Below are 19346 nucleotides of genomic sequence, written 5' to 3'. Positions count from 1 at the left end.
CGGCCGACGAGCGGACGGGTCGGCTCAGAACTTCGGGTTCGCGTAGAACTTCACGTGGCTGCGCGGACGCTTGATCTTGTGCACGCCACGGGGCTTGCCGATGCCGCCCCGGGTGTCGACGTTGCCCTCGGCCACCCAGACGTAGCGCGAGTCGTAGTCGACGACGATGCCTGCGTGGTGCGGGTTGCCGCCACCGGGGGCGATGTACGCGACCCGGCCGACCGCCGGCCTGGACGTCGTGCGGCCACGCTTGCGCTCGGCGGCGACCGTCTTGGCGATCGAGTTCTTGCGCACGATGGCGTCGCCCTCGCCGGCCGCGTAGCTGACCCAGGCGGTGAAGTACGCGCACCAGGCGGCACCGGCATCGGTGCGGCCCATCCAGCGGTTGTACTTGCTCTTGCGGTAGCCCGGCTCCTTGTAGCCGACCTGCGAAAGCGCGACGGCGGCGATCGCCGACCGGTTCGCGCTGCCCGTGGAGACGGCGACCGTCTTGTCCTTGGCCTTGGAGTTCGTGTAGATCGCGCCCTTGCGGAACTTCTGCAGGCACGCGCCCTCGGCCAGGCCGCAGCGCGCGTCGCCCACGGGGGTGCCCAGGCGTCCGGCCGGCCCGCCGTAGCGGCGGTACTCGGTGGCCGCGCGACCGCGGATCACCCAGGTGCGGCTGCCGTTCTGCACGAGCATGCCCTTGCGGTACGTGCGCCAGCGCACGCTGCCGCTGGCCTGCGTGCCGGACGTCGCCGAGCCCAGGATGAAGCGCAGCGACGCCTGCCGCTGGCCGATCGAGTGCGAGCCCACGGCGGTGAGCCGGATGGTGCGCGTGCGGGTGCCGCCCACCTTCACCCGGTACTTCGCGGTGCCGGTCGGGCGCATCATGAAGCTGTAGCGGCCGCTGCTGGAGGTGCGCGTCGTGCCGATCTGCACCGGGCGGTTCTTGGAGTTGTAGCGGTAGACCTTGACCGTCTTGCGGGCGGAGCCCTTGCCCCGCAGCCACACGTTCTCGCCGCGCACGAACCGGGTCTCGGTGCCGGAGTTCATCGCGACGGACGCGGACGCGGCCGTGGCCGGCGCGTCGGCGACGGCCACGAAGACGCCGGCGACGAGCGCCGAGGACGCAAGGAACGACAGGATTCGTCGGTGCACTGGATTCCCCCTTGAGCAGGACACGGTTGAAACCGTAACCGGGGGTGACCCGGATCGCAGAATCAGCGCGGGCGACGGTCGCGCAGGACCGCCCGGACGGCCTGCAGCCGCTCGGCGACGCGCGCCTCGAACCCGTGGGCGCTCGGCGTGTAGTACTCCGTGCCGTCGACGTCGTCGGGCGCGTACTGCTGCTCGACGACGCCCCGGGGGTCGGAGTGCGGGTAGCGGTAGTCGTGCCCGTGACCGAGCTTCTTGGCCCCCGCGTAGTGCGCGTCGCGCAGCGCGGGCGGCACCGGGCCGACCTTGCCCGCGCGGACGTCCGACAGCGCGGCGTCGATGGCGGTGATGACCGAGTTCGACTTCGGCGCGGCGGCGAGGTGGATGACCGCCTGGGCCAGCGGGATGCGCGCCTCGGGGAAGCCGATCATCGCCACGGCCTGGGCCGTGGCCGTGGCCAGCGGCAGCGCGGTCGGGTCGGCCATGCCGATGTCCTCGCTCGCGTGGATCATCAGCCGACGGGCGATGAACCGGGGGTCCTCCCCCGCCTCGATCATGCGCGCCAGGTAGTGCAGCGCCGCGTCCACGTCCGAGCCGCGGATGGACTTGATGAACGCGCTGGTGACGTCGTAGTGCTGGTCGCCCTGGCGGTCGTAGCGGACGGCGGCCTTGTCGACCGCGAGTGCGGCGTCCTCGACGGTCACCTCGGCGTGGTCGCGCGCCTGCGCGGCGCCGGCGGCCGCCTCGAGGTAGGTCAGCGCCCGGCGTCCGTCGCCCCCGGCGAGCCGCACGAGGTGGTCGCGCGCCTCCTCGCTGAGCGTCACGGCACCGGCCAGGCCGCGCTCGTCGACGACGGCCCGGTCGACCAGGGTGCCGATGTCGTCGTCGGTCAGGCTCTGCAGGGTCAGCAGCAGCGAGCGGCTCAGCAGCGGCGAGATGACGCTGAAGTGCGGGTTCTCGGTGGTCGCCGCGACAAGCGAGACCCAACGGTTCTCGACGCCGGGCAGCAGCGCGTCCTGCTGGGCCTTGCTGAACCGGTGGACCTCGTCGACGAACAGCACCGTCTCGACGCCGCTGCCGGCCAGGGCGCGCCGAGCCCCGGCGATGACGTCGCGGACCTCCTTGACACCGGCCGACACCGCCGAGACCTCGACGAAGCGCCGGTTCGTGTGCCGGCTGATCAGCGACGCCAGCGTCGTCTTGCCGGTGCCGGGCGGGCCCCACAGCAGGATCGTCAGCGGCTTGTCGCCGTCGATCACCTGGCGCAGCGGCGAGCCCGGCTCCAGCAGGTGCTGCTGGCCGACCAGCTCGTCCAGCGTCCGCGGCCGCATGCGCACCGCGAGCGGCGCGGACGCGTGCTCGTTGCCCGCCAGGCTGCCGCCGCCCGGCTGCCGGGGCAGCTCGGGGGCGGGATCGGGCAGGTCGAACAGGCCGTCGGACGTCACCGGACGAGCCTACCGAGACGGGTCAGGCCTGCTCGTCCTTCGCCGCCGCCGCCTCCTCGGACTTCGGCTTCGCGTCGACGCCGGCCTCCTTGCGCTGCTCGGCGGTGATCGGCGCCGGAGCCGCAGTGAGCGGGTCGTAGCCGCCGCCGCTCTTGGGGAAGGCGATGACCTCGCGGATCGAGTCGGCGCCGGTGAGCAGCGCGACGGTGCGGTCCCAGCCGAAGGCGATGCCGCCGTGCGGCGGGGCGCCGAACTGGAAGGCGTCCAGCAGGAAGCCGAACTTGTCCTCGGCCTCGGCCTCGTCGATGCCCATGATCGCGAAGACCTGCTTCTGCACGTCCTGGCGGTGGATACGGATCGAGCCGCCACCGACCTCGTTGCCGTTGCACACCAGGTCGTACGCCTGGGCCAGCGACGTGCCGGGCTCGGCGAGGGTGGCCGGGTCCTGCGGCGCGGTGAAGGCGTGGTGGACGGCCGTCCACTCGCCGCCGCCGACCGCGACGTCGCCGGACTCGAGCTCGTTGACGGGCTCGAACATCGGCCAGTCGACGACCCACGCGAACGACCACGCGGACTCGTCGATCAGCTCGCAGCGGCGGCCGATCTCCAGCCGCGCCGCACCGAGCAGCATGCGGGTGCTCTTGGGGGCACCGGCACCGAAGAAGACGCAGTCGCCGGGCTTCGCGCCGACGTGGGCGGCCAGGCCCTCGCGCTCGGCGTCGGTGAGGTTCTTGGCGACCGGGCCGCCGAGCGTGCCGTCCTCCTGGACGAGCACGTAGGCCAGGCCCTTGGCACCGCGCTGCTTGGCCCACTCCTGCCAGCCGTCGAGCTGGCGGCGGGCCTGCGAGGCACCGCCGGGCATGACGACCGCGCCCACGTACGGCGCCTGGAAGACGCGGAACGTGGTGTCCTTGAAGTACTCGGTGCAGTCGGTGAGCTCGTTGCCGAAGCGCAGGTCAGGCTTGTCCGAGCCGTACTTGTTCATGGCGTCCGCGTACGTGATCCGCGGGAACGGACGGGGCAGCTCGACGTCGATCAGGCGCCAGATCTCGGCGTAGACCTCCTCGGCCAGGGCCATGACGTCGTCCTGGTCGACGAAGCTCATCTCGATGTCGAGCTGGGTGAACTCGGGCTGCCGGTCGGCACGGAAGTCCTCGTCGCGGTAGCAGCGCGCGATCTGGTAGTAGCGCTCCAGGCCGCCGACCATGAGCAGCTGCTTGAACAGCTGCGGGCTCTGCGGCAGGGCGTACCAGCTGCCCGGGTGGAGACGGGCCGGCACGACGAAGTCGCGGGCGCCCTCGGGCGTCGAGCGGGTGAGCGTCGGGGTCTCGACCTCGACGAAGTCGTGGCGGCCGAGCACCTCGCGGGCGGCGGCGCTCACCTTGCTGCGCAGGCGCAGGGCCGCGGCCGGGCCGCTGCGGCGCAGGTCGAGGTAGCGGTACTTGAGCCGAGCCTCCTCGCCGACGGCGCCGGCGTTGGTGGCGTCGTCGATCGGGAACGGCAGCGGCGCGGACGTCGACAGGATCTCGACGTCGTCGGCGATGACCTCGATCTCGCCGGTCGCGATGGCGCTGTTCTCGTTGCCCTCGGGGCGGCGCTCGACGGTGCCGGTGATCTTCAGGCAGAACTCGGCCCGCAGCTGGTGGGCGACGTCCTCGCGGACGACGACCTGGGAGACGCCACTGGCGTCACGCAGGTCGATGAAGGCGACGCCGCCGTGGTCTCGCCGACGCGCGACCCATCCGGCGAGCGTGACCTGCTCGCCGACGTTCGCGGCGGTCAGGCTTCCGGCGGAGTGGGTGCGGATCACGAGGTGGTCTCCTTCGTTGCGGGGGTGACGATGCGGGGCGCCAGGTCGGCGGCGGGGGGCGTCCAGGACTGCGGGTCGGCGTCGACCTGGTCGCCGCTGCGGATGTCCTTGACCGAGTGGCCGCGGTCGTCCGCCGGCGGGAACCAGACGTAGGGGATGCCGCGCCGCTCGGCGTGGCGGATCTGCTTGCCGAGCTTGGCGGCGGTGGGGGCGACCTCGCAGGCGATGCCGCGGGCCCGCAGCGCGGTGGCCACGGCGGTGCTCTCGGCCCGGCGGTCCTCGTCGAACAGCGCGACGAGGACGGCCGACGGCACCGAGCGGTCAGCGGTGTAGCCGTCGGCGACGAGCGGGCCGAGCAGGCGCGAGACGCCCAGCGAGATGCCGACGCCCGGGTACGTGCTGCGGCCGTCGCTGGCCAGCTGGTCGTAGCGGCCGCCCGAGCAGATCGAGCCGAGGTGCTCGTAGCCGCTCATGCGGGTCTCGAACACGGTGCCGGTGTAGTAGTCCAGGCCACGGGCGATGCGCAGGTCGGCGGTGACGGTGACCGTGCCCGGCACGTCCGCGGCGCCCTCGATCACCTGGGCCAGCTCGGTCAGGCCCTGCTCGAGCATCTCGTGCTCGACGCCCAGCGCGCGCACCTGGTCGACGAACGACGTGTCGGTGGTGCGGATCTCGGCCAGGTCCAGGCACTTCGCGGCCTGTCCGTCGTCCAGCCCCTCCTTCAGCAGCAGGTCGACGATGGCGTCGCGGGGCAGCTTGTCGAGCTTGTCGACGACGCGCATGACTGCGGCGGGGTCGTCGATGGCGAGACCCCGGTAGAAGCCCTCGAGCAGGCGGCGGTTGCTGACCTGCAGCGTCATCGGCGGGACGGGGAGGCCGGACAGCGCCTCGGCCATGACCCGCGCGACCTCGACGTCGAAGTGGAACGGCAGAACGTCGCGCCCGACGATGTCGATGTCGGCCTGGGTGAACTCGCGGTAGCGCCCCTGCTGCGGCCGCTCGCCCCGCCAGACCTTCTGGATCTGGTAGCGGCGGAACGGGAACTCGAGCTTGCCCTGGTTCTCCAGGACGTACCGGGCGAACGGCACGGTCAGGTCGAAGTGCAGGCCGAGACCGGCGTCCTCGCCCTCCTCGGCGTGCAGCCGGCGCAGGACGTAGACCTCCTTGTCGATCTCGCCCTTGCGCAGCAGCTGGTCCATCGGCTCGACCGCGCGCGTCTCGAGGCTGGCGAAGCCGTGCAGCTCGAACGTGCGGCGCAGGTGGTCGACGACCGACAGCTCCAGGAAGCGGTCGGCGGGCAGGTACTCGGGGAAGCCGCTCAGCGGCGTGGGCTTGGCCATCAGAGGAGCTCCGCCAGGAAGGGGTTGGTCGCGCGCTCCTGGCCAACGGACGTCTGCGGTCCGTGGCCGGGCAGCACCACGACGTCGTCGCGCTGCGGCACGACGGCGTCGGTCAGGCTCTGGATCATCTGGGCGTGGTCTCCCCCGGTCAGGTCGGTGCGGCCGATCGAGCCGGCGAACAGGAAGTCGCCGCTGAACATCAGCGCGGAGACGTCGTCGCGGTCGGGGTAGTCGGTCGTGTAGACGACGGTGCCGGGCGTGTGGCCGGGCACGTGGGTGACGGTGAGCGTCAACCCGTCGACCTCGATGCGGGCGCCGTCGACGGCGTCGCGGACGTCGGCCGGCTCGGGCAGCGCGACGTCGCCGTCGATGCCCAGCTGCGCGCGCAGCATCCCGGCGGACTCGTTCGAGATGGCCGCCATCGGGTCGGTCAGCAGGTGCCGGTCGGCCGGGTGGATCCACACCGGGCAGCCGTGCTCGGCGGCGACGGCGTGGGCGTCCCACATGTGGTCGAAGTGGCCGTGCGTCACCAGGACGGCGGCCGGCGTCAGGTCGTGCTCCGCGGCGGCGGCGCGGACGCCCTCGAAGGCGTCCTGGCCGGGGTCGACGACGACGCACCCGGCCCCGCGGTCACGGGCGACGAGGTAGCAGTTCGCCTGCAGCGGACCGGCAGGGAAGGAGGCGACGAGCACGCGGGACAGCGTACGCGAGCGGGCTGGCGCGCCGCGAATGCCTCGCACCCTAGACTGTCGCCCATGAATGCAGCGGCCAACGACGAGCCCGGCACCACGGCAGCCCCCGAGCCCTGGGGACGCATCGACGCGGACGGCACCGTCTACCTCAGGACCGCCGACGGCGAGCGGGTCATCGGGCAGTGGCTCGGTGGCGACGCCGCCGAGGGGCTGGCGATGTACGAGCGACGCTTCGCCGGCCTGGAGATCGAGGTGGAGCTGCTCGAGAAGCGGCTCGCCGGCGGCGCCCTCTCCCCCGACGACGCCGGCAAGGCGATCGAGAAGGTCCGCGCGCAGGTCGCCGAGGCCCAGGTCATCGGCGACGTCGAGAGCCTGCGGACCCGGCTCGACGCGTTGGCCCCGCTGCTGGAGAAGCACCGTGAGGAGCGTCGCGCCCAGAAGGCGGCCAAGGCGCAGCTCGCGGTCACCGAGAAGACCCGCATCAGCGAGGAGGCCGAGCGCATCGCCGGCTCCGACGAGTGGCGCCGCGGCGCCGACCGCATGCGTGAGCTGCTCGAGGAGTGGAAGGCGCTCCCCCGCGTCGACAAGAAGACCGACGACGAGCTGTGGCACCGCTTCTCCTCGGCGCGCACCACCTACACGCGCCGGCGCAAGGCCCACTTCGGTGAGCAGGCCCAGCAGCGCGACGCCGCGCAGAAGATCAAGGAGCGCCTGGTCACCGAGGCCGAGGCGCTGTCCTCGTCCACCGACTGGGGCCGCACCGCCGGCCAGTACCGCGACCTCATGCAGCAGTGGAAGGCCGCCGGCCCGGCGCCGCGCAACGTCGACGAGAAGCTGTGGCGCAAGTTCCGCGGTGCGCAGGACGCGTTCTTCCAGGCGCGCGACGAGGCGAACGCCGCGCTCGACGCCGAGTTCGCCGTCAATGCCGAGGCCAAGGAGCAGATCCTGGTCGAGGCCGAGGCGCTGCTGCCCATCACCGACCCTGACGCCGCCCGCCGCGCCTGGCACGACATCGCCGACCGCTGGGAGGCCGCCGGCAAGGTCCCGCGGGCCCGCATCAAGGAGCTCGAGGGCCGCATCCGCAAGGTGGAGCAGGCCGTCCGCGCCGCCGGCGACGAGCAGTGGAAGCGCACCGACCCCGAGAAGTCCGCCCGCGCGGACGACATGGTCGGCAAGCTGGAGCGGGCGATCGCCGAGATCTCCGCCCAGCTCGAGCAGGCCAAGGCGTCCGGCGACGACCGCAAGGTCGCCGAGCTGGAGCAGAACCTCGCGTCGCGTCAGTCCTTCCTGGACATGGCCCGCCGCGCCGCCGCCGACTTCTCCTAGGCGCTCACCCCGTCGCGGCGTCCGCCGCGATGGGTGAGGAAAAGGACCGCGATCGCGATGATCGTGGTCCTTTTCTTCACACATCGGGCCGGAGGCCGGCGCGGATGAGGGCTACTGGGTGAGGCGGTAGACGTCGAAGACGCCCTCGACGTTGCGCACCGCGTTGAGCACGTGGCCCAGGTGCTTGGGGTCGCCCATCTCGAAGGTGAACTTCGCGCGCGCGACGCGGTCGCGTCCGGTCGAGATCGACGCCGACATGATGTCGACGTGCTGGTCGGACAGGATGCGGGTGATGTCGCTGAGCAGGCGCGGACGGTCGAGCGCCTCCACCTGCACCGACACCAGGAACGTGCTCGTGGCCGTCGGCGCCCAGCTGACGCCGACGATGCGCTCGGGCTGGGACTCCAGGCTCTTGAGGTTCACGCAGTCGTCGCGGTGCACCGAGACGCCGGAGCCGCGCGTGACGAAGCCGACGATCGGGTCGCCCGGCACCGGCGTGCAACAGCGGGCGAGCTTGACCATGAGGTCGCCGGCGACGTCGGAGACCACGACACCCGCGTCGCCGTGCCGGTCGGCCCGGTGGCGACGGTCGCTCGGGCCCGGCATCGGTGTGGCCTCGGCGAGGTCCTCCTCGGCCGCCTCACGCCCGCCGAGCAGGCCGAGCACGTGGTCGACGACGTTCTGCGCCCCGACGTTGCCCTCGCCGACGGCGGCGTAGAGGGCTGAGACGTCCGCCAGGTTCAGCTCACGGGCGACGGAGTCGAGGGTCTCGTGCTTGAGCAGGCGCTGGAGGGGCAGGCCCTCCTTGCGCATGAGCTTGATGATGGAGGCCTTGCCGGCGTCGATCGACTCCTCGCGGCGCTCCTTGGTGAACCACTGACGGATCTTGTTCTTGGCCCGCGGGCTGACCGCGAAGTCCAGCCAGTCGCGCGACGGGCCGGCGTTGGGCGACTTCGACGTGAAGATCTCCACGACGTCGCCGCTCTCGAGCTGCGACTCCAGCGAGACCAGCCGGCCGTTGACCCGCGCGCCGACCGTGGCGTGACCGACCTCGGTGTGCACCGCGTAGGCGAAGTCGACCGGGGTGGCGCCGGCCGGCAGCTGGATGAGGTCGCCGCGCGGCGTGTAGACGTACACGCCGGCCTTCTGCATCTCGAAGCGCAGCGAGTCCAGGAAGTCGCCCGGGTCCTCGGTCTCGGACTGCCAGTCGAGCAGCTCGCGCAGCCAGACCATGTCGTCGGTCGACGGCGGCGTCACCTTGCCGCCGTTGGCCGCCGCGACGGCGTCCTCCTTGTACTTCCAGTGCGCCGCGACGCCGTACTCGGCGCGGCGGTGCATGGAGTAGGTGCGGATCTGCAGCTCCACGGACTTGCCCTGCGGGCCGATGACCGTGGTGTGCAGCGACTGGTACATGTTGAACTTCGGGACGCTGATGTAGTCCTTGAAGCGTCCGGGGATCGGGTTCCAGCGCGCGTGCAGCACGCCCAGGACGCCGTAGCAGTCGGCCACGTCGTCGACCAGGATGCGCACGCCGACCAGGTCGAAGATGTCGGAGAACTCGCGGCCGCGCACGAGCATCTTCTGGTAGATCGAGTAGTAGTGCTTCGGCCGGCCGGTGACCTTCGCCTTGATCTTGGCGTGCCGCAGGTCGTTCTCGACGTCGGCGATGACCTTCTCGAGGAACTTCTCGCGCGATGGGGCCCGGTCGGCGACCAGGCGGACGATCTCGTCGTAGACCTTCGGGTGCAGCGTGGAGAACGAGAGGTCCTCCAGCTCCCACTTGATCGTGTTCATGCCCAGGCGGTGGGCCAGCGGGGCGAAGATGTCGATCGTCTCGCGGGCGATGCGCTCCTGCTTGTCCTGGCGCAGGTAGCGCAGCGTGCGCATGTTGTGCAGCCGGTCGGCCAGCTTGATGACCAGGACGCGGATGTCCTTGCTCATCGCGACGACCATCTTGCGGATGGTCTCGGCCTGCGCGGTGTCGCCGAACTTGACCTTGTCGAGCTTGGTGACGCCGTCGACCAGGTGGGCGACCTCGTCGCCGAAGTCCTTGCGGACGTCGTCGAGCGAGTAGGGCGTGTCCTCGACGGTGTCGTGCAGCAGCGCGGCGCACAGCGTCGGCCCGGTCATGCCCAGCTCGGCCAGGATGGTCGTGACGGCCAGCGGGTGCGTGATGTAGGGGTCGCCGCTCTTGCGGGTCTGCCCCTCGTGCATCCGCTCGGCGACCTCGTAGGCCTTCTGGATGGCGGTGACGTCGCCCTTGGGGTGCGTACCGCGGTAGATGCGCAGCAACGGATCGAGCACCGGGTTGGCCGAGCTCGAGCGCGAGCCGATGCGCGCGAGGCGCGAGCGGACGCGCGCCGACGTGGGCGCCGACTGCTCGGTCGCCTTGACGTTCGGTTCCACGCGTTCTGCCACGGGCTCTGCCTCCTGGACCCAGTCTAGGGGCGGACGCGCGACGGCGTGGTCACCACGTCCCGATCAGCGTCGCCGCGACGGACAGCACGAGCGCCGCGACGAGCACGAGCGCGACGATCCGGACGTGTCGGGGACTCAGCACGGGAACTCCTCAGTAGGTGGCCAGGGCCGCGTACGGCACGGACGCGCCGAGCGCCGCACGCCCGCCGAGGGCGACGAGCTCGATCAGGACGAGGTGGCCGGCGACGACGCCACCGCCGCGACGGACGAGGTCGTCGGCCGCGGCCATGGTGCCGCCGGTGGCCAGGACGTCGTCCACGAGGACGGCCCGCTGGCCGGGCGCGACGGCGTCCTGGTGCATCTCCAGGGTCGCGGTGCCGTACTCCAGCGCGTAGTCGACGCCGTACGTCGGGCCGGGCAGCTTGCCGGCCTTGCGCACGGGCACGAACCCGGCGTCGAGCTCACGGGCGAGCGCGCCACCGAGGATGAACCCCCGGGCCTCCATGCCCACCACGACGTCGACCTGGCCGCCGGCCAGCTCGAGCGCGCGGGCGGCGAGCGCGGAGATCGTGTGGCCGAACGCCTCGGCGTCGGCGAGGAGCGGGGTGATGTCGCGGAACGTCACGCCCGGCTCGGGCCAGTCGGCCAGGAGCCGGACGTGACGGTCCAGCAGCGCCTGCAGGTCGGTCACGTCAGCTCGACGCGCCCAGGTCGATGTCGCACTCGGACTTGGCGTGCTCGGAGATGTTGTTGCTCGCGTCGGTGTAGTCCTTGTTGCCGAGCTTCTTCGTGGCCTCGGACAGCTTGGCGACCTGCTCCTGCGAGAGCTTGCTGGCGTCGAGCTCGTCGACCTTGTCCAGGTCGATGCCCGCGTCCTCGTAGGCCTTCTCCATCTCCTCGATGGCGCCGGTCAGCGTCTCCCAGTCGTCCTTGACGGCGTCGGGGGCCTCGTCGCGCAGCTCGCGGAAGGTGTCGAAGGCGTCGGACATGTTGCCGTCCTGGCCCACCGAGCTGAAGTCGTCCTCGGCCTTCTCGAGCCGGTCGCAGTAGGCGCCGGTGTCGTTGCCGCCGCAGGCGGTCAGCACGACGGAGGCGAGCACGACGGCGGCGGCAGTCTTGAGGGTCTTCATCGGGGGATCCTTCGGTCGGTCGACGCTCAGCGCTCGTCGTCGGTGGTGGGGAGGTCCGTGCTGGTCTCCGTCGGCGCCGGCTCGTCGGTGACGACGCGCGCGATCGCCTGGCGGTGGACCTCGACGACCGTACCGGGTGCGAGCTCGAGGTGCAGGCTGGCGTCGTCGATGGAGACGACCGTCCCGAACAGGCCGCTCGTCAGCATGACGCGCGCGCCGGGCTGGAGCGCGGCCTGGGTGCGCTGCGCCTCCTGCTGACGCTTGCGCGAGGGGCGCAGGACGAGCAGCCAGAAGACGACGACGAGCAGGACGAGGGGCAGGAACTCCACAGCAACTCCAGGACGTGGGGACGCCGGACCGTGCGGCCGGCTGGGGTCCACGATACCGGCCGCCCGCGCGGGCCCGTCAGTCGTCGGCGACGTCGCCGAGCGTCAGCTGCTCGCTGCCGCGCGGCGGCTGCAGCCCGAGGTGCTGCCAGGCCGCCGGCGTCGCCACGCGCCCGCGCGGGGTGCGCGCGAGGAAGCCGAGCCGCACCAGGAACGGCTCGGCGATCTCCTCGACCGTCTCGCGCTCCTCACCCACGGCGACGGCCAGCGTCGAGACGCCGACCGGGCCACCGCCGAAGCTGGCGCACAGCGCCGTGAGCACACCGCGGTCGAGCCGGTCGAGGCCGAGCGCATCGACCTCGTACAGCTCGAGCGCGTCGCGGGCCGCCTTGACGTCGACGACGCCCTTGCCGCGCACCTCGGCGTAGTCGCGCACGCGGCGCAGCAGCCGGTTCGCGATGCGCGGGGTGCCCCGCGAGCGCGAGGCGATCTCGCGCCCGCCCTCGGGCGTGACCTGCAGGTCGAGCAGCCGGGCGGAGCGGTCGACGATCTGGTGCAGCTCGTCGACGCCGTAGTAGTCGAGGTTGGCGGTGAAGCCGAAGCGGTCGCGCAGGGGGCCGGGCAGCAGGCCGGCACGCGTCGTCGCGCCGACGACGGTGAACGGCGGGATCTCGAGCGGGATGGCCGTGGCGCCCGGGCCCTTGCCGACGACGACGTCGACCCGGAAGTCCTCCATCGCCATGTAGAGCAGCTCCTCGGCGGGCCGCGACATGCGGTGGATCTCGTCGATGAACACGACGTCGCCCTCGTTGACCCCCGAGAGGATCGCCGCGAGGTCGCCGGCGTGCTGGATGGCGGGGCCGCTCGTGATGCGCAGGGGTGCGCCGAGACGCTGGGCGATGATCATCGACAGCGTCGTCTTGCCCAGGCCGGGCGGGCCGGAGAGCAGGACGTGGTCGGGCGTGCGGCCGCGGGCGACGGCGGCGTCCAGCACGAGCGAGAGCTGCTCGCGCACGCGGTCCTGGCCGACCAGCTCCTCGAGGCTGCGCGGGCGCAGGGCCGCTTCGAAGGCGCGCTCCTCGGAGGTCGCCTCGGCGGTCATGGCGTCGTGGTCGTCGTGCACGCTCAGGCCTTCGACAGGCTGCGCAGGGCCAGCCGCAGCAGGGTGGACACGGACTCGTCGGCGCCGGGCTCGAGGTCGGCGGCGACCTTCTCGACCGCCTTGTCGGCGTCCTTGGCCGACCAGCCGAGACCGAGCAGGGCCTCCTGGACCTGGTCGCGCCACGACGCGCCGCCGCTGCCGGCGGCCACGGGCGCGCTGCCCGGCTTGCCGACGCGGTCGCGCAGCTCGACGACGATGCGCTCGGCCCCCTTGCGACCGATGCCGGGCACGGTGGTCAGCGTGGCGAGATCGCCCCCGGAGATGGCCGCGCGGAGCCGCTCGGGCTCGAGGACGGCGAGCATGGCCTGGGCGACCTTGGGTCCGACGCCGCTGGCGGTCTGCAGCAGCTCGAACATGTCGCGCTCCTCGCGCTCGCCGAAGCCGTACAGCGTCATGGAGTCCTCGCGCACGACCATCGACGTGGCCAGCTGGGTCTCCTGGTTCAGCCGCAGCGAGGACACGGTGGCCGGCGTGCAGCGCACGAGGTAGCCGACACCGGACACGTCGAGGACGGCGGAGTCGAGCGTGAGGGCGGCGACGGTGCCGCGCAGGTGCGAGATCACCGGACCACCCGCACCGCGCCGCCCGTGGCCCGCGACTTGGCGACCGCGGCGGCCAGGCGGTCGCCGGCCCCACCGCGCCACACGTGGCAGATGGCCAGGGCGAGCGCGTCGGCCGCGTCGGCGGGCTTGGGCGCGGTGTCGAGGCGCAGCAGGCGGGTCACCATCGCGGTGACCTGCGCCTTGTCGGCCCGGCCGCTGCCGGTGACCGCGGCCTTGACCTCGCTCGGGGTGTGCAGGTGCACGGGGATGCCGCGCCGGGCCGCGCAGACCATGGCAATCGCGCTGGCCTGGGCCGTGCCCATGACGGTGCTGACGTTGTTCTGGCTGAACACGCGCTCGACCGCGACGACGTCGGGCCGGTGCTCGGCGATCGCGGCGTCGAGCCCCTGCTCGAGCTGAACCAGCCGGCGCGCGACGTCCAGCTCCGCCGGCGTGCGGACGACGCCGACGTGGACCATGGTCAGCGGCCGTCCGACGGAGCCGTCGACGACGCCGACGCCGCACCGGGTGAGACCGGGATCGACACCGAGCACCCTCACGACGACCACCTCTGCGAACGCATGTTCGACACCCTAGCCGAGCCGTCGGACGCGTCCGCGCAGACTCGCCGAAGCGTCCGCGGGACGGGCAGCGCCAGCACCCCGGCCGCGGCTCGCGCTGAGCGTGACGTTGTGTACGCGACACGCCGGGCCGGACGTGCACAACGTCACGCTCAGCGAGGACGGGAGGGCTCAGGCGGGACCGAGGGCGTCGCCACGGGCCACGGCCTCCCGGAGCTTCCGGCGTCGTTCGGCCGAGGCACGCCAGCCGCGGACGCGCTCGGCGTGCACGAGCCGTCCCTCGCGCCGGACGTCGAGCGGCCAGCCCGACACCCGGACCGCCCGCAGGACGACCGCCACCGGGAGCAGCGCGAGCAGCAGCACCAGCTCGACCGCGAGGACGGCACCCACGAGCAGCCAGGGCAGCGCGACCGTGACGACCAGCAGGAGCAGGAACAGGCCGAGCGCGAGCAGCACGCCGTCGGCCGCGCTCGTCGCATCCATGGCCGCGTCGGCGGCGACGGCGGGGTCGCGCCGCCGCAGACGCCACGGCAGCCAGCGGCGCTCCACGCGCCACTGGCTGCCGTCGGGTGCGGTCAGGTCCACCGGAGGGTCAGACCTGGGCCATGACCTCGTCGGAGGCGTCGAAGTTGGCGTAGACGTTCTGCACGTCGTCGCAGTCCTCGAGCGCGTCGACCAGCTTGAGCACCTTGGTGGCGCCGTCGACGTCGACCTCGACCTGCACCGACGGGACGAACGACGCGTCGGCCGAGTCGTAGTCGAGCCCGGCGTCCTGCAGCGCGGTGCGCACGGCCACCAGGTCGGTCGCCTCGCAGATCACCTCGAAGGAGTCACCCAGGTCGTTGACCTCCTCGGCGCCGGCGTCGAGCACGGCCATGAGGATGTCGTCCTCGTTGGTGCGGCCCGACTCCTGCTCGGCGTCGACGATGATGACGCCCTTGCGGGTGAACAGGTACGAGACCGAGCCCGGGTCGGCCATGGTGCCGCCGTTGCGCGTCATGGCGGTGCGGACCTCCATGGCGGCGCGGTTCTTGTTGTCGGTGAGGCACTCGACGAGCAGCGCGACACCGGCCGGACCGTAGCCCTCGTACATGATCGTGGTGTAGTCGACGCCGGCGCCGTCGAGGCCGCCGCCGCGCTTGACGGCACGGTCGATGTTGTCGTTGGGCACCGACGACTTCTTGGCCTTCTGGATGGCGTCGTAGAGGGTCGGGTTGCCCGTGGGATCGGGTCCGCCCGTGCGCGCCGCGACCTCGATGTTCTTGATCAGCTTCGCGAACATCTTGCCGCGCTTGGCGTCGATCGCGGCCTTCTTGTGCTTGGTCGTCGCCCACTTGGAGTGGCCTGACATGCGCTGTCCTTCCCTACGACGTGGTGACGAGGTCGACGAAGTACCGGTGCATCCGGTCGTCGTGCCCGACCTCGGGGTGGAACGACGTGGCCACGAGCGACCCCTGTCGAACCGCCACGATTCTAGTGTCCGACTCCCCCGGTGCAGGATCGCCCACGGCCACGGTGGCCAGGACGTCCACGCCGTCGCCGGCCGACTCCACCCAGGGCGCCCGGATGAAGACGCCGTGCAGGGCGGTGTCGAAGCCCTTGACGTCGACCGGCCCCTCGAACGAGTCGACCTGGCGGCCGAACGCGTTGCGCCGCACCGTGACGTCGAGCCCGCCGAACGTCTCCTGGCCCTCGATGCCGTCGACCACGCGGTCGGCCAGCATGATCATGCCCGCGCACGTGCCGAAGGCCGGCATGCCGTCGCGCAGCCGCTCGACGATGGGGTCGAACAGCTCGAACGTGCGGGCCAGCTTGAACATCGTGGTGGACTCGCCGCCGGGCAGGACGAGCGCGTCGCACTCGGCCAGCTCAGCCGGGCGGCGGACGCGGATCGAGCGGACGCCGAGGCGCTCCAGGGCGTCCACGTGCTCGCGGACGTCACCCTGGAGCGCCAGGACGCCGATGGTGGTCGTGCCGGTCACCAGCCGCGCTCGGCGAGCCGGTGCGGCTCGGGGACGTCCTCGACGTTGATGCCGACCATGGCCTCGCCCAGGCCGCGCGAGACCTTGGCGATGACGTCGGGGTCGTCGTGGAAGGTCGTGGCCTTCACGATCGCCTCGGCGCGCTGGGCCGGGTTGCCGGACTTGAAGATGCCGGAGCCGACGAAGACGCCCTCGGCGCCCAGCTGCATCATCATGGCCGCGTCGGCGGGGGTGGCGATGCCGCCGGCGGTGAACAGCACCACGGGGAGCTTGCCGTTCTCGGCGACCTCCTTGACCAGCTCGTACGGCGCCTGGAGCTCCTTGGCCGCGACGAACAGCTCGTCCTCGGGCAGGTTCTGCAGGCGGCGGATCTGCTGGCGGATCTGGCGCATGTGCGTGGTGGCGTTCGAGACGTCGCCGGTGCCGGCCTCGCCCTTGGAGCGGATCATGGCCGCACCCTCGGTGATGCGGCGCAGCGCCTCGCCCAGGTTGGTCGCGCCGCACACGAACGGCACCGTGAAGGCCCACTTGTCGATGTGGTTGCTGTAGTCGGCCGGGGTCAGGACCTCGGACTCGTCGATGTAGTCGACACCGAGGCTCTGCAGCACCTGCGCCTCGACGAAGTGGCCGATGCGGGCCTTGGCCATGACGGGGATCGAGACGGCCTCGATGATGCCGTCGATGAGGTCGGGGTCGCTCATGCGCGCGACGCCGCCCTGGGCCCGGATGTCGGCCGGGACGCGCTCGAGGGCCATGACGGCGACCGCGCCGGCGTCCTCGGCGATCTTCGCCTGCTCGGCGTCGACGACGTCCATGATGACGCCGCCCTTGAGCATCTCGGCCATGCCGCGCTTGACGCGCGCCGACCCGACGGCGGTCTCTTCGTTGCTCACTGCTACTCCCAAGGCTCGGACGGAACGTCTCCACTCTACCGCCGTGCGCCGACGGACCCGGCGTCGTCCCAGGTCGCGGGTACCGTGTTGAGAACGATTCTCATTCTCATGTAGCGTCGTCGTCCATGAACCTGACACCCCTCCGCACGATCGCGGTCCTGACCGCGTCGTCGCTCGCCCTGGCCGCCTGCGGCCAGGGCTCCGACGACGCCGCCGAGCCCAAGCCCTCCTCCAGCGAGACCATCGAGGTCACCCGCCACCTGCCCCGCATCGTCGTGTCCACCGAGACCGGCCTGACCACCCTCGACGCCGCCACCGGCGAGGTGCTCGGCGAGGAGGAGGTGCGCGGCTTCAAGCGGCTCTCCCCCGTCGGCGACGGCCGCCACCTCGGCGTCGCCATGGGCGACGGCTTCACGCTCTTCGACTCCGGCCTGGTCGAGAAGGCCCACGGCGACCACAGCCACCTGTACGAGACCGAGCCGTCGCTCACCGACGTCACCTACGAGGCGCCCGAGCCGGGCCACCTCGTGACCCACCACGGCGTCGCCGCGCTGTTCTCCGACGGCGCGGGCACGGCGCAGGTCGTCCCGGTCGAGGAGCTGGCGCAGGGGGCCGAGGGCACGACCGTCGAGGCCCCGGCCCCGCACCACGGCGTCGCCGTCCCGCTCGCCGGCGGCCAGCTGCTCATGACCGAGGGCACCGTCGACGAGCGCCGCACCGTGCGCGTCGTCGACGCCCAGGGCGAGGAGGTCGCGCGCACCGACACCTGCCAGGGCGTGCACGGCGAGGCCGTGGCGGCGCCCCACGGTGGGGCCCAGACCGTGGTCATGGGGTGCGAGAACGGCCCCGAGGTCTACCGCGACGGACGCTTCACGAAGGTGGACGTCGAGGAGGACTACGCCCGCACCGGCAACCTGGCCGGCACCGAGGAGTCCCCGATCGTCCTGGCCGACTACAAGACCGACCCGGACGCCGAGCACGAGCGACCCGAGCAGGTCGCCCTCATCGACAGCCGCACCGCGACGCTCACGAAGGTGTCGCTCGAGGCGAGCTACTGGTTCCGCTCCTTGGCACGCGGCCCGGAGGGTGAGGGCCTGGTGTTGACGACCGACGGCAACCTCACGGTCATCGACGAGGAGACCGGCAAGGTCACCGCGCAGGTGCCGGTCGTGCAGGAGTGGACCGAGGCGGACGACTGGCAGCTGCCCGGCCCGCTGGTGAAGGTCGCCGGCGACCGCGCCTACGTGAGCGAGCCCGCCGCGGGCAAGGTGCACGTCGTCGACCTGCGCGACCGCGAGGTCACCGCGAGCCTGGACGCCCCCGAGGGCGTCGTGGAGATGGAGGTCCTGTCGGGCGCGGCCTGACACGACGACGGCGGGGCGGACCGTATCGGTCCGCCCCGCCGTCACGTGCGTCCTAGGACGGCAGGCCGGGGTCGGCCACCGCCTGCTTGCGGACGATGAGCATCCGCTGCACGACGGTGACCAGGCTGGCGACGGCGAGCGCCCACAGCGTGACCTCGCGCAGGGCCGGGGTGTCGAACAGGCCCGACAGGCCGGTCATCACCAGGATCGAGACGAGGCGGTCCGAGCGCTCCGCGATGCCGCCCTTCGCCTGCATGCCCAGCGACTCGGCGCGGGCGCGGGCGTAGGACGTGAGGTTGCCCAGCACCAGGCAGGCCAGGCTCAGCCACAGGTACAGGTCGGCATCACCGAGCTGCGTCTCGCGGTCGCCGATCGCGTAGTAGACGACCAGCCCGCCGAACACGGCGGCGTCGCCGACGCGGTCGAGCGTGGAGTCCAGGAACGCCCCCCACTTGCTGGCCTGGCCGGTCTTGCGTGCCATGTAGCCGTCCATGAGGTCGGAGAACACGAACAGCGTGATGACCAGCGTGCCGACGAAGAACTCGCCGCGCGGGTAGAACCACAGCGCGCCGGCCGACACGCCGAGCGTGCCGACGATCGTCACCTGGTCGGGCGTGATGCCGACCTTGAGCATGGCGTCGGCCGGGTACGACATGATCTTCGTCCAGAAGCCACGGAATCGCTCGAGCACTAGTCCTCCTCGGTCCAGGCCTCGCGCAGCATGGCGCAGGTGTCCTCGAGGACCTGGTTCATCGTCTTGGCCTTGCCGACCACGGTCATGAAGTTGGCGTCGCCGCCCCAGCGGGGCACGACGTGCTGGTGCAGGTGGGCCGAGAGCGAGCCGCCCGCGACGCCACCCAGGTTGATGCCGAGGTTGAACCCGTGCGGCTGGCTCACCCGGCGGATCACCCGCAGCGCCTGCTGCGTGAGCTCGGCGACCTCGACGGTCTCGCTCGGCGTCAGGTCCGCGTAGTCGGCGACGTGCCGGTTCGGCAGCACCATGAGGTGACCGGGGTTGTACGGGTACAGGTTGAGCGCGACGAACGCCTCGCTCCCCCGGTGCACCACCAGATCGTCCTCGGCCGGCTCGTCGACCATGACGCAGAACGGGCAGCGGTCGTCCGCGGGGTCACCGGCCTCCCCGCGGACGTACGCCAGCCGGTACGGCACCCAGAGCCGCTCGAGGTCGTCGGCCACG

At 72.0% G+C, this 19346-nt stretch carries 20 protein-coding genes; 2 read left to right on the top strand and 18 right to left on the bottom strand.

Annotation, left to right across the window (positions count from 1 at the left end):
* Nucleotides 1-24: 24 nt before the first annotated feature.
* The 5 genes from HGAM_RS16060 to HGAM_RS16040 form a co-directional block, all read right to left on the bottom strand.
* Complete coding sequence (locus HGAM_RS16060) at nt 25-1140, bottom strand: CHAP domain-containing protein (protein ID WP_019146523.1); 1116 nt, start codon at nt 1138-1140, stop codon at nt 25-27.
* A gap of 62 nt (nt 1141-1202) precedes the next feature.
* Entirely contained in the window at nt 1203-2582 is a 1380-nt protein-coding gene (locus HGAM_RS16055) for a replication-associated recombination protein A (protein WP_019146522.1), read from the bottom strand.
* A 22-nt stretch (nt 2583-2604) separates the two neighbouring features.
* Nucleotides 2605-4392, bottom strand: a complete 1788-nt coding sequence (gene aspS / locus HGAM_RS16050; protein ID WP_019146521.1) for an aspartate--tRNA ligase — start codon at nt 4390-4392, stop codon at nt 2605-2607.
* A complete protein-coding gene (gene hisS / locus HGAM_RS16045) occupies nt 4389-5732 on the bottom strand; it encodes a histidine--tRNA ligase (RefSeq protein WP_019146520.1) in 1344 nt (447 codons plus the stop codon). Before hisS ends, aspS begins: the two co-directional genes overlap by 4 nt.
* Nucleotides 5732-6424, bottom strand: a complete 693-nt coding sequence (locus HGAM_RS16040) for an MBL fold metallo-hydrolase (protein ID WP_019146519.1) — start codon at nt 6422-6424, stop codon at nt 5732-5734. The genes hisS and HGAM_RS16040 overlap by 1 nt, the downstream gene beginning before the upstream one ends.
* A gap of 63 nt (nt 6425-6487) precedes the next feature.
* On the opposite strand from HGAM_RS16040, the gene HGAM_RS16035 reads away from it, so the two are divergent.
* Nucleotides 6488-7750, top strand: coding sequence for a DUF349 domain-containing protein (locus tag HGAM_RS16035; protein ID WP_019146518.1), 1263 nt, complete (start codon nt 6488-6490; stop codon nt 7748-7750).
* 111 nt (nt 7751-7861) lie between these two features.
* Here HGAM_RS16035 and HGAM_RS19810 read toward each other — a convergent pair whose 3' ends face one another.
* The 11 genes from HGAM_RS19810 to pdxS form a co-directional block, all read right to left on the bottom strand.
* Nucleotides 7862-10168: a RelA/SpoT family protein gene (locus tag HGAM_RS19810; protein ID WP_081591991.1), complete on the bottom strand. Its 2307-nt coding sequence runs from the start codon at nt 10166-10168 to the stop codon at nt 7862-7864.
* A 151-nt stretch (nt 10169-10319) separates the two neighbouring features.
* On the bottom strand, nt 10320-10859 hold the full coding sequence (locus HGAM_RS16020; RefSeq protein ID WP_019146515.1) for an adenine phosphoribosyltransferase: 540 nt from the start codon (nt 10857-10859) through the stop codon (nt 10320-10322).
* Nucleotide 10860: 1 nt separating this feature from the next.
* Nucleotides 10861-11298, bottom strand: a complete 438-nt coding sequence (locus HGAM_RS16015) for a hypothetical protein (protein ID WP_019146514.1) — start codon at nt 11296-11298, stop codon at nt 10861-10863.
* A gap of 26 nt (nt 11299-11324) precedes the next feature.
* On the bottom strand, nt 11325-11627 hold the full coding sequence (gene yajC / locus HGAM_RS19805; protein WP_019146513.1) for a preprotein translocase subunit YajC: 303 nt from the start codon (nt 11625-11627) through the stop codon (nt 11325-11327).
* Nucleotides 11628-11703: 76 nt separating this feature from the next.
* Complete coding sequence (ruvB, locus tag HGAM_RS16005) at nt 11704-12726, bottom strand: Holliday junction branch migration DNA helicase RuvB (RefSeq protein WP_049798417.1); 1023 nt, start codon at nt 12724-12726, stop codon at nt 11704-11706.
* Nucleotides 12727-12749: 23 nt separating this feature from the next.
* Nucleotides 12750-13349, bottom strand: coding sequence for a Holliday junction branch migration protein RuvA (gene ruvA / locus HGAM_RS16000; protein WP_019146511.1), 600 nt, complete (start codon nt 13347-13349; stop codon nt 12750-12752).
* Nucleotides 13346-13888 (bottom strand): crossover junction endodeoxyribonuclease RuvC, encoded by a 543-nt coding sequence (ruvC, locus tag HGAM_RS15995; protein ID WP_038951913.1) that lies wholly within the window; start codon nt 13886-13888, stop codon nt 13346-13348. Before ruvC ends, ruvA begins: the two co-directional genes overlap by 4 nt.
* A gap of 192 nt (nt 13889-14080) precedes the next feature.
* Nucleotides 14081-14494 carry a hypothetical protein gene (locus tag HGAM_RS15990; protein ID WP_019146509.1) on the bottom strand — a complete coding sequence of 138 codons (414 nt, stop codon included), beginning with the start codon at nt 14492-14494 and terminating at the stop codon, nt 14081-14083.
* 7 nt (nt 14495-14501) lie between these two features.
* Entirely contained in the window at nt 14502-15260 is a 759-nt protein-coding gene (locus HGAM_RS15985) for a YebC/PmpR family DNA-binding transcriptional regulator (RefSeq protein WP_019146508.1), read from the bottom strand.
* 13 nt (nt 15261-15273) lie between these two features.
* Nucleotides 15274-15891, bottom strand: a complete 618-nt coding sequence (gene pdxT / locus HGAM_RS15980; protein ID WP_019146507.1) for a pyridoxal 5'-phosphate synthase glutaminase subunit PdxT — start codon at nt 15889-15891, stop codon at nt 15274-15276.
* Nucleotides 15888-16784 carry a pyridoxal 5'-phosphate synthase lyase subunit PdxS gene (pdxS, locus tag HGAM_RS15975; protein WP_019146506.1) on the bottom strand — a complete coding sequence of 299 codons (897 nt, stop codon included), beginning with the start codon at nt 16782-16784 and terminating at the stop codon, nt 15888-15890. Before pdxS ends, pdxT begins: the two co-directional genes overlap by 4 nt.
* Before the next feature lie 125 nt (nt 16785-16909).
* Between pdxS and HGAM_RS15970 the strand changes: the two genes are divergently transcribed.
* A complete protein-coding gene (locus HGAM_RS15970) occupies nt 16910-18148 on the top strand; it encodes a hypothetical protein (RefSeq protein ID WP_019146505.1) in 1239 nt (412 codons plus the stop codon).
* Nucleotides 18149-18200: 52 nt separating this feature from the next.
* On the opposite strand, the gene pgsA is transcribed toward HGAM_RS15970, so the two are convergent.
* Both pgsA and HGAM_RS19800 read right to left on the bottom strand, forming a co-directional pair.
* Nucleotides 18201-18839 carry a phosphatidylinositol phosphate synthase gene (gene pgsA / locus HGAM_RS15965; protein ID WP_019146504.1) on the bottom strand — a complete coding sequence of 213 codons (639 nt, stop codon included), beginning with the start codon at nt 18837-18839 and terminating at the stop codon, nt 18201-18203.
* A complete protein-coding gene (locus HGAM_RS19800) occupies nt 18839-19345 on the bottom strand; it encodes an HIT family protein (protein WP_019146503.1) in 507 nt (168 codons plus the stop codon). Before HGAM_RS19800 ends, pgsA begins: the two co-directional genes overlap by 1 nt.
* Between the last annotated feature and the right edge of the window lies 1 nt (nt 19346).

Origin of the sequence: Aeromicrobium massiliense JC14, assembly GCF_000312105.1 — a bacterium.
In the GTDB taxonomy this organism is placed as follows: Bacteria; Actinomycetota; Actinomycetes; order Propionibacteriales; family Nocardioidaceae; genus Aeromicrobium; species Aeromicrobium massiliense.
This window is presented reverse-complemented; position numbering and strand designations above follow the sequence as displayed.